The organism is Desulfosporosinus paludis (assembly GCF_045689965.1).
In the GTDB taxonomy this organism is placed as follows: domain Bacteria; phylum Bacillota; class Desulfitobacteriia; order Desulfitobacteriales; family Desulfitobacteriaceae; genus Desulfosporosinus; species Desulfosporosinus paludis.
On record NZ_CP144211.1, the window covers coordinates 5,239,889 to 5,250,000 of the forward strand.

General features: G+C 43.3%; 9 protein-coding genes and 1 rRNA gene. 9 read left to right on the forward strand and 1 reads right to left on the reverse strand.

All coding sequences use genetic code 11. The features are described 5' to 3' along the window. Positions 1 to 213: 213 nt before the first annotated feature. The 8 genes from VZF35_RS25920 to VZF35_RS25955 all read left to right on the forward strand — a co-directional run bounded on the left by VZF35_RS25920 (position 214) and on the right by VZF35_RS25955 (position 6,236). Positions 214 to 1,578: an FAD-binding oxidoreductase gene (locus VZF35_RS25920; RefSeq protein WP_407309490.1), complete on the forward strand. Its 1,365-nt coding sequence runs from the start codon at positions 214 to 216 to the stop codon at positions 1,576 to 1,578. Between the two features lie 627 nt (positions 1,579 to 2,205). Beyond that, positions 2,206 to 2,301, forward strand: a complete 96-nt coding sequence (locus VZF35_RS25925; protein WP_407309492.1) for a zinc-ribbon domain-containing protein — start codon at positions 2,206 to 2,208, stop codon at positions 2,299 to 2,301. After that, positions 2,279 to 2,575, forward strand: coding sequence for a hypothetical protein (locus VZF35_RS25930; protein ID WP_407309494.1), 297 nt, complete (start codon positions 2,279 to 2,281; stop codon positions 2,573 to 2,575). The genes VZF35_RS25925 and VZF35_RS25930 overlap by 23 nt, the downstream gene beginning before the upstream one ends. A 544-nt stretch (positions 2,576 to 3,119) precedes the next feature. After that, the gene (locus VZF35_RS25935) at positions 3,120 to 3,881 is read left to right on the forward strand and encodes an SDR family oxidoreductase (RefSeq protein WP_407309496.1); all 762 of its coding nucleotides are present in this window, start codon (positions 3,120 to 3,122) and stop codon (positions 3,879 to 3,881) included. An 809-nt stretch (positions 3,882 to 4,690) separates the two neighbouring features. Continuing rightward, entirely contained in the window at positions 4,691 to 5,311 is a 621-nt protein-coding gene (locus tag VZF35_RS25940; RefSeq protein WP_407309498.1) for a YczE/YyaS/YitT family protein, read from the forward strand. Between the two features lie 298 nt (positions 5,312 to 5,609). After that, positions 5,610 to 5,780 (forward strand): hypothetical protein, encoded by a 171-nt coding sequence (locus VZF35_RS25945; protein ID WP_407314893.1) that lies wholly within the window; start codon positions 5,610 to 5,612, stop codon positions 5,778 to 5,780. A 17-nt stretch (positions 5,781 to 5,797) separates the two neighbouring features. Next, a complete protein-coding gene (locus VZF35_RS25950; protein ID WP_407314836.1) occupies positions 5,798 to 6,010 on the forward strand; it encodes an FRG domain-containing protein in 213 nt (70 codons plus the stop codon). Between the two features lie 70 nt (positions 6,011 to 6,080). Further along, a complete protein-coding gene (locus VZF35_RS25955; protein WP_407309500.1) occupies positions 6,081 to 6,236 on the forward strand; it encodes a hypothetical protein in 156 nt (51 codons plus the stop codon). On the opposite strand, the gene VZF35_RS25960 is transcribed toward VZF35_RS25955, so the two are convergent. Then, entirely contained in the window at positions 6,222 to 7,478 is a 1,257-nt protein-coding gene (locus VZF35_RS25960; protein WP_407309502.1) for an MFS transporter, read from the reverse strand. The two genes, VZF35_RS25955 and VZF35_RS25960, sit on opposite strands and share 15 nt — an antisense overlap. 881 nt (positions 7,479 to 8,359) lie before the next feature. On the opposite strand from VZF35_RS25960, the gene VZF35_RS25965 reads away from it, so the two are divergent. Beyond that, positions 8,360 to 9,925: ribosomal RNA gene (locus tag VZF35_RS25965) — 16S ribosomal RNA — on the forward strand. Positions 9,926 to 10,112: the final 187 nt, after the last annotated feature.

Below are 10,112 nucleotides of genomic sequence, written 5' to 3' on the forward strand. Positions count from 1 at the left end.
TATAGAAATTCTCTCGCCAACGTATTTTGTGTTTGAGTTGAAGAGTGGGATGAGGGTGGGGGAGATTGAAGAATACCACATGAAATCTTACACCCACTGAACACCTGTTTCTCTACTCAGGTAAAAAGATGGCACATATTCAATAGAAGTTCATATAATAAAACATATGAGAGCTTGGGCATAAAAATGGTAATTCAAAATCGGGGTGATCAAATGAACCAAAAAGCAAAATTAACCGGAACGGTTATATACCCGAATGATCCAGAGTACCAACAGGCCCGTATGAATTGGAACCCATTCACCAACTCATTTCCCATAGTGTTTGTTTTTGCGCAGCAAAAAGAAGATGTGGCAAATGCTGTCAAATGGGCGCGTGAGAATAAAGTGCCCATTCGGATGCGAAGTGGCAGGCATGCTTTGGCAAAAGATTTTTCCCAGACAAATGGTGGAATCGTAATAGATACCAGTCAAATGAGAAATGTCATGCTGGATAAGACAAAGGGAATCGCCACAGTCCAAGCAGGAATACGTGTAGGTCCGCTTGTGAGGATGCTTGCGCAGGAGGGAGTCCTGGCTCCTTTTGGAGACAGTTCCACTGTTGGTATAGGCGGAATAAGTACTGGCGGAGGGATTACGGCTATCCAGCGCACGGCAGGAGTGATTTCCGATAATATTCTGGCTGCCACTGTAGTTGATGCCAATGGTGAAATTTTACACGTCAGCGAAAACGAAAACCCGGACTTGCTATGGGCCATTCGCGGAGGCGGAGGAGGTAACTTTGGTATCATAACCTCCTATACGTTTAAAATACGACCAGCTCCATTTCAAGTCGGAATATTCGAGATAATCTGGCCTTGGGAGCAATTGGATAAGGTTATCGATGTATGGCAAAGATGGTCTCCGTCCGTTGACGAAAGACTTGGTACCATATTGGAGGTATTTTCGAAAACGAATGGTCTGCTCCGATCTCAAGGAATATTCCTAGGTCCCAAAGCAGAACTAGAAAAATTGATAACAACTTTGACGGATGTCGGATCTCCTTTAAAGGTGTTTATTGATGAGGTTACACTACTGGAAGCAATTGAATTCTGGGCTCCGAATGAACCGCTGTTCGACACTCAGAATACTACGTGGTCATCCGCCTGGGTGGAGCAAATCCTGCCCGCTGATGGAATTAAAGCAATCCAAAGTTTCCTGGAAAAAGCAAAAGGAAGTGAATCCAATTTCTTTTTCCTGAACTCCGGAGGCGCAATGAACCAGGTACCTTCCCATGATACAGCCTTTTTCTGGCGCAATACGAAATATTATGTGGAATGGGACGCCTCATGGACCGAAGAATCAGAAGCACAAAAGAATATTAAGCTTGTTGAACAGACCCGGATACAACTGCAGCCCTATGTAACCGGATCATACGTTAATGTACCTGATTTAAATTTAAAAAATTATGGTCAGGAATATTACGGAGATAATTTTGCCCGGCTTCAGAAAATTAAAGCGCAATATGACCCGGAAAATGTTTTTAATTTCGTCCAGAGTATTCCTCCGGCGCCAGTCTGTGATCATTGCAATAAAAATTGAGATATGTTTCCTTAAAAGCTGCATGCCTCCAATTTGCAGCTTTTTTTCTTTCCTCGGGTATGCACAGAAAGAAGAGTGAGGCCTTTGCATGAAAAACTATCACAAATGCACAATGGTATATATTGTAAAATACTGAATTTTGGCGTTACTTCATTGTAAGTTTTTAGGAAATATCTTTCTGTGGACATAGCACGTGGAGACTGTCACTTGTCTCAAGAAAATAAACAGCGACAAGCCGCACTACAAGCGGCCTTCAGGGTTTGAGATATATATGGCAGGGTTGCGAGATGTGCTTTGAGTAAAATTGACGTGCATGGGAACATCTTTCAGAGTAAAATACGCGGGAAAATATGACTCAGTGTAAAGGGACCCTTGAGACTATGAGTACAGTGTTTATGTAAGCTATTGTAATTTATTGTGATTGAAGGAAAATAGGGAACTCGGCTATGTCTAAAAATTAGTCCTAGGCTTTTGCAGCCTGGGATTTTTGTTTAACTAGTAGGTTTTATGGACGTTATTGCCAAGCCGCCGGGGAATGATATCGGAGAAATTACGTACTAAAAGAAGGGCAATTGACAGGAATTGTAGAATAAATGCGGGGTTGGTTAAGCAAAAGGGGGAGCGGCTATGGATCAATTGAAGTCGTGCAAAACATGTTCTAAAGAAGTGGCAAAGTCAGCAACGGTATGTCCGCATTGTGGTGCTTTACTCCGTGGCGCGTGACAAAAAATTGGCTGTAATTTCTTTAGGCGTGGGTCTTTTCTTCCAAAGCCAGATAGCTAATCTAACTGTTCTGGTTAACTTTGGGGCATTGATATCCTTCTTACTTCTGCATATCTTCGTAATTAACCACTACATTATACGTGGAAAGTCTTCAAACTACTTCAAACACCTAATCATGCCAATTATTGGCTTTGTCGTGATCGCATATGTACTCTACGGTATGGATATCGCTGCTTTAAAAGACAAAAGCCATTGTGTACTGGACAAACCATAACCCGAATAGGAACCTTTAGAAAGTTCCTTATTCGGGTTTCATTTTATTTATAAATTACAATCTCAGGCTTAGGTTGAGCGATAGAAATAGTAAAAACAAAATTCATGAAGGAATCAGTGCTTTGCAAAAGAAGGCCCCCCGAACTTATATTCAAACAACCTTAAGCTGCTTTGTTGGCTTATTTAGGACACATTGTCGAGGGTAAATCACCCGCCGGTTGCGCCTTGCTAAGTTCAAGAAGAACATGGGTTTGAATTAGCTGCCTTGTTAAAACCTAGCCAGTAGTCAAGTACCGAGTCAATTTCCCCTGCCTCCCAATAGAAGCCCTTTTCGAGAGTTTGAGAGACGGGTAGGTTGTGTAATAGACTTGTATCGATATATATGAAGTGATTGTATCTCTTCCATGGAGAGATAGCGCATCTGGCCCTTGGTGTAGCCACTGACGGGGAAAGTCTTTGTGAACTATTCGCCGTGATATATAATGGGTGTGTGGTGACTTTCATTAATGGTACGACTAAAGGTTAATAAAAAGGAGGCCTTGATAATGAAAACGAGTGGAAAGACAGTTTTAATAACAGGGGGAGGGTCAGGCATCGGCCTAGCTCTTGCAGAGCGTTTTTATAAAGCCGGCAATAAAGTTATTATTTGCGGACGACGCAAGGATAGATTGCAAGAAGCCAAGGAAAGATTCCCGAATTTATATACCGTGGTTTGTGATCTTACTAATGAAGCTGATCGGCAATCATTGTTTAATATAGTTGTTAATGAGTTTCCAGATATGGATGTTCTAGTGAACAATGCAGGGATTCAACAACGCGTGAACCTACATAGTTTAAGCGCTGACTGGAGTTATTACCATCAAGAAATTGTCGCAAATCTTGAAGCGCCAATTCATTTAACAATGCTGTTTCTCCCTCATTTAATGAATAAACAGGAAGGGACAGTTATCAATGTTTCGTCTAATTTAGGCGTTACACCAGCTGCCTGGGTGCCCATCTATAGTGCTACTAAAGCCGCTATGCATTCGTTTACTATGAGTCTCCGTTTGCAATTGGCTGATACAAATGTAAATATTGTGGAAGTTATGCCCACTGCAATTAATACAGATTTAGGCGGTGTAGGACTACATACATTCGGTGTACCGGTTGACGAATTTGCTGATGCAGTGTTTGCTGGGTTCGAAAATGGGTACATGGAAATCGGTTATGCTGGAAGCGAGAAAACAATACGAGCTTCGCGAGATGAAATCGACGAAGGTGCAAAACGCATGTGGCAAAATTTCATTAAGAACAATCCCAAATTTTAATTGGCTAGGTAATTCTGCTAGCGTACTCAGTTCCAAACGTAGGTAAACTACCGCCAGGGTGGCGGTCTATCTCATCAATTACTTATTTATTTACATGGGTTACTAGTATTCTTCATTAAAAGATAGTGCATCCGATCCTTGGCGTAGGGGGGCTTGTGTCAAGAACGTGCTCGAAGAGCACGATTCTGTACCGAGACTTTAAATTCACCTAATTCTTACAACAAACGAAGGCAAATTACCCGCCGTTTGCGCCTTGCTAAGCTCAAGAAGGTTTGAAACAACAGCCTTGATAAAGCCTAGCCAGCAGTCAAGTACGGAGTCGATTTCCCTCGCTTTCCAAAAGAAGGCCCCTTTCGAGGCTCTGTTGGCAGTTTGGGGTGAAAGGATATTGGTTGACGAGAAATGAGGTTGATGTGCATACCCCTCTTATCTGGGCGAATGCCGCAGGGGTGGCTGTCTTTATAAACGTGTCCGATGGGAAATGACGGGTCATAGTATCTCTACAATGGACAGAGAGTGCAACATGGCGCCAATTAAGATCGATGAGCCATAATCTGAGAGCGTAACTTCACGTAATTCTGGAGATTTCATGATCCTCTAGATTCTGAAAAGGCTATAAATTAAGAATACGGGGCTTTGCCGAGAGGTTACTAACAATCAGTGGGGGGATATCGTTTTGCCATCAAAGAGCTGACAGATATAGTAATTATAGAATTTGTAGAAGGTTATGGTGGTATGCATTGCAATCATTGATGCGAAAGGTTATAAGACTCTTCATAGGCCTTTTTCTGTATGCTGTGGGTATTGTTTTGACGATTAACGCAAACTTGGGTCTTGCGCCGTGGGATGTTTTTCATCAAGGAATGACGCACATTATTGGGATTACTATGGGTCAGGCAAGTATAGCGGTAGGAATAATTCTGGTAATATTCAATGCGGTTCTAGGAGAGAGATTAGGGTGGGGAACCTTATGCAACATGTTATTTATTGGACTATTTATGGATTTGATAATGCTTAATCACTTGATTCCAATATGTAAAGGAATCATACCAGGCACAATAATGATGGTGTTGGGAATGATAGTCATTGGAATTGCTAGTTATTTCTATATCGGAGCAGGACTAGGATCTGGTCCGAGGGATGGCCTAATGATTGCCTTAACAAAAAAGACAAGTAAGTCAGTTAGGTTCGTGCGAAATGCTATTGAATTAAGCGCACTAATTGTAGGGTATTTGTTGGGTGGTTACGCTGGGGTAGGCACCTTGATTATGGCGTTAACCTTAGGATACATTATTCAGTTTGCTTTTAAAATCTTGAAATTTGATGTAAGTAGCATCAAGCATAGGTTTGTTGATGAGGATATAAAAAACCTGAAAGCAAAGTTATCAAAAATGAAATATCAATATGCAAATTTTAAAATTAAGCAATAATTTCCTTTTGCCAAAATTATGGTTTATCCCGTTTTCTTGTTCCTTCATACCATTTTGGCCTCAGGAAAGAATGGATCTTGTCATTAAGGAATTGAAGCGTAAACAATTCCGTGCTTTTCGAAAGAAGGCCCCTCGAATTTAAATAAACTTAACCTGATTTGTTTGGTTATTTTCGACACAACGTCGAAGGCAAATCACCACGCCGCTTGCGACTTGCTAAGTTGAAGAAGAACATGCGGTTTGAAATAGCCCCTGATAAAGATTAGCTAGCAGTCAAGTACCGAGCTTGCTAGGAGCGTTGGGGTGGGACTTGGGAAGCGTATCTGGGACAACGAAAATCGGCGCTATTTCGGCCACTTCATCGAAAGCAAATCATCGCGCAGGAACGGCGGGGCGTGGGAGGAACGAATTTGGGGACACAGCCGAACAAGTCAATTCCGGCGTGTTAGCCGGATTACCTCATCGATAAACAGGGAATATCCTTTTATTAAAATGAAAAATGAGTTTAGGCGAGAGATATTCCATAGGCTTACGCCTGATGAACGCAATAATTTTTTGGTTTTTGCTCAACATCACGGAATACCAACAAAACTTATTGATTTTACAAGGTCGCCCTTAGTTGCGATATTTTTTGCCTGTCAACACCGTTTCATAGTTCAGATTGTTTTGAACAAAAAAGAGGTATTGTATATCTTCTGAAAGATGAATTGATTGGCATTACAGACCTACTTTCGCGAAATGAAGAGTAATGCGTTGGTTGAGGCTTGATATGCTCCCCATTTTTTGTGTCTTTGATGGAGCGTGGGATGAGGATTTATTTGAAAGTACAGCCAATGGTGAAGGTGATGTTCGTGTTCAAGGCAGGGCTAGAAGTAAAGGAGATATAAGCGAACTTAGCATTAAAAATACGTCATGGCGTTTGTAATTGTGTTAATAGTTTCTTCTCCGTAAATCGTATACGACCAATTATCGCCAGTATCAAAATTCCGGTTATAGCACCACACATTAAGAAGCCCACAGAAGATCCAAATTTCTCTGTAACGACACCCGCAAATAAGTTGCCGATAGGAGTAGTTCCACCAAGAGCAAGAGTATAGACACTCATGGTAAGGCCTCGGTATTCATTACTGGAGTTTAATTGCAACGTTGAATTTACCGTATTCATAAAAATAATATTAAAAAACCCAAAACATGCAATAACAATTGAGGCTAGGTAATAGGAATGGATAAAGAATACCATTACCAATAGGGTCGCAATGATGAGAGAACTGAAAAACATAGTTCGCCGATTAGGTTCTTTATGAACTTTAGTTGCAATAAACAATGCTCCAACTAGTGAACCAATACCCATGGCTGAGAGGAGAAGGCCATAACCATTAACACCCTTGTGGAGAACCTGATCAGCATACACGGGGAATAGAACATTTGTATTCATCGTAAATGTTCCGACATCCAACACAGCAAGAACGGCACAGGCTAAAACTGGCTTTTTAATAATGTATTTCAGTCCGTCAACAATGCTCGTAATCATGTTACCGGTTCTCTTTGTGACAATAATAGTTTGGGGGCGAATGAGAGACAAGCCAATAAGCACAGGGATGAAGCTTATACCATTCAATAGAAAACAAAATCCGGCACCAACACTGGCCATTAATAGCGCGGCTATTGTTGGGCCAATGATACGGGCTAAATTAACTATGGTGGAATTAAGGGCTATGGCATTGGTCAAATCTTTCCTGCCAACCAATTCAACCATAAAAGACTGGCGGGTAGGCATATCTAGCGTATTTACCAATCCTAGGGATGAGGCCAGGAGCAAAACCTGCCAATAATGAATGTGTCCGGACAAAACAAGGGTTGCAAGGATAAAGGCTTGAATCATAAGAGCAGATTGCGTAAATAGAAGTATGGCCTTCTTAGGATATCTGTCAGCTAAAACACCGGCAAAGAGGGAAAAAACAAGCATGGGTCCAAACTGGGCTACACCTAAGATCCCAAGTAAAAATGCCGATTTGGTTATTGTATAGACCAGCCATTGCTGGGCTGTTGTCTGCATCCAGGTGCCCATTAGTGATATGCACTGACCAAACCAAAAATAACGATAGTTTTTATGAGTTAAGGCAGGAAAAGTTTTGCCAAGTTTGCTGGCAATTGCATTGTTACCCATTTACTTTCTCCAATTCGTGCTTCATTTAGAGCAATGTACTAACCTTAAATAATTCCCTTGTTAAAGTACGATAGTAAAAGTATTTTATAACTTTGATTTAAAAGTATCAAATCTTTTGTGCAGCAAATTCAAAAGTGGACCTGGCAGCTATTTATTAAAACATTAAATTTCTGACTGAATGTAGCGCATCTTGAGCAAGATTTGTTAAGCTGAAGACTAGGTTTTGTCGAGTAAATCTTAAGGAACGGCGCAGAGTTTCATACTGTAAGGTACGGTGCCACTTAAACGTTGGACCATGCGCACACATTTTGCGAGATGAAGATATGGAGGACAGCGTCACTGGTACCGAAGATAGTTTTTATTAATCTTTGCTGTCGCTCCCTACATGGGAGCGTGGATTGAAAATAAGGGCAGTTTAGGCTGTCCTTGTTCGTACTAAGAACTAATTACCATTCATAAAGAATGGTTAAAAATAACAGTAGACATAGCGAGCTAATTAGTTATATACTATTTGAGCGCCAAAAAGGTGAAATGTTTTGAAAGCCGGAAATATTGCTTTAAGGAAATAACTGTTGACAACGTGAGTCGAATTTGCTATGATTTGTTTCCGGCCAAATTAGGCCAAGCCATTGATAAAGGATACTCGACGAAATGTTTAAAATTGGTTATTGACAATGTAAGTCGAAAATGCTAAGATGAAATTCCGGCCGAAAAGCCGTGGTCTTTGGTCACCTCCCGCCATCCGTGGCTCCGGTGACACCCAGACCATCCATGGTCTTTGAAAACTAAACAACAAGGACAGCCAATGAGAGGAACTCGCAAGAGTTTCACAAAGAATCAAGAGCAAGATATCAACTTCAAACAAAGAAGTAGAGATAACTTTTTTGGAGAGTTTGATCCTGGCTCAGGACGAACGCTGGCGGCGTGCCTAACACATGCAAGTCGAACGGAGAATTCAATAAGTTTACTTAGAGAATTTTTAGTGGCGGACGGGTGAGTAACGCGTGGGTAACCTACCCAACAAACCGGGACAACCCTTGGAAACGAGGGCTAATACCGGATACGCTTAAGCTTTGGCATCAAAGCGTAAGGAAAGATGGCCTCTGAAGATGCTATCGATGATGGATGGACCCGCGTCTGATTAGCTGGTTGGTGGGGTAAAGGCCTACCAAGGCGACGATCAGTAGCCGGCCTGAGAGGGTGAACGGCCACACTGGGACTGAGACACGGCCCAGACTCCTACGGGAGGCAGCAGTGGGGAATCTTCCGCAATGGACGAAAGTCTGACGGAGCAACGCCGCGTGTATGATGAAGGTCTTCGGATTGTAAAGTACTGTCTTTAGGGAAGAACGGTCTTCTTGAAAATATTGAGGGGACATGACGGTACCTAAGGAGGAAGCCCCGGCTAACTACGTGCCAGCAGCCGCGGTAATACGTAGGGGGCGAGCGTTGTCCGGAATTATTGGGCGTAAAGGGCGCGTAGGCGGGTATTTAAGTCCGGTGTGAAAGATCAGGGCTCAACCCTGAGAGTGCATCGGAAACTGGGTATCTTGAGGACAGGAGAGGAAAGTGGAATTCCACGTGTAGCGGTGAAATGCGTAGATATGTGGAGGAACACCAGTGGCGAAGGCGACTTTCTGGACTGTAACTGACGCTGAGGCGCGAAAGCGTGGGGAGCAAACAGGATTAGATACCCTGGTAGTCCACGCCGTAAACGATGAGTGCTAGGTGTAGAGGGTATCGACCCCTTCTGTGCCGGAGTTAACACAATAAGCACTCCGCCTGGGGAGTACGGCCGCAAGGTTGAAACTCAAAGGAATTGACGGGGGCCCGCACAAGCGGTGGAGCATGTGGTTTAATTCGACGCAACGCGAAGAACCTTACCAGGGCTTGACATCCTCTGAATCTCTTGGAAACAAGGGAGTGCCCTTCGGGGAGCAGAGAGACAGGTGGTGCATGGTTGTCGTCAGCTCGTGTCGTGAGATGTTGGGTTAAGTCCCGCAACGAGCGCAACCCCTGTATTTAGTTGCTAACAAGTAAGGTTGAGCACTCTAGATAGACTGCCGGTGATAAACCGGAGGAAGGTGGGGATGACGTCAAATCATCATGCCCCTTATGTCCTGGGCTACACACGTGCTACAATGGCCAGTACAGACGGAAGCGAAGCTGTGAAGTGGAGCCAATCCGAGAAAGCTGGTCTCAGTTCGGATTGCAGGCTGCAACTCGCCTGCATGAAGTCGGAATCGCTAGTAATCGCAGGTCAGCATACTGCGGTGAATACGTTCCCGGGCCTTGTACACACCGCCCGTCACACCACGAAAGTCTGCAACACCCGAAGCCGGTGAGGTAACCCGCAAGGGAGCTAGCCGTCGAAGGTGGGGCCGATGATTGGGGTGAAGTCGTAACAAGGTAGCCGTATCGGAAGGTGCGGCTGGATCACCTCCTTTCTAAGGAGCACGGTTTAGAGCTTAGGCTTTAAACGAACATCCTAGTGGTCGATGCTCGTAGCAAGCAAGGTTGCAAGATCAAGGTTGATACGAGATCAAAACGAGTCGCAAGACTCAGGAGTCTAAGAGACTCCCGCCGAGGGATCGGCAACTCATTGGAGAGAGCTGTTGTTTAGTTTTGAGAGAC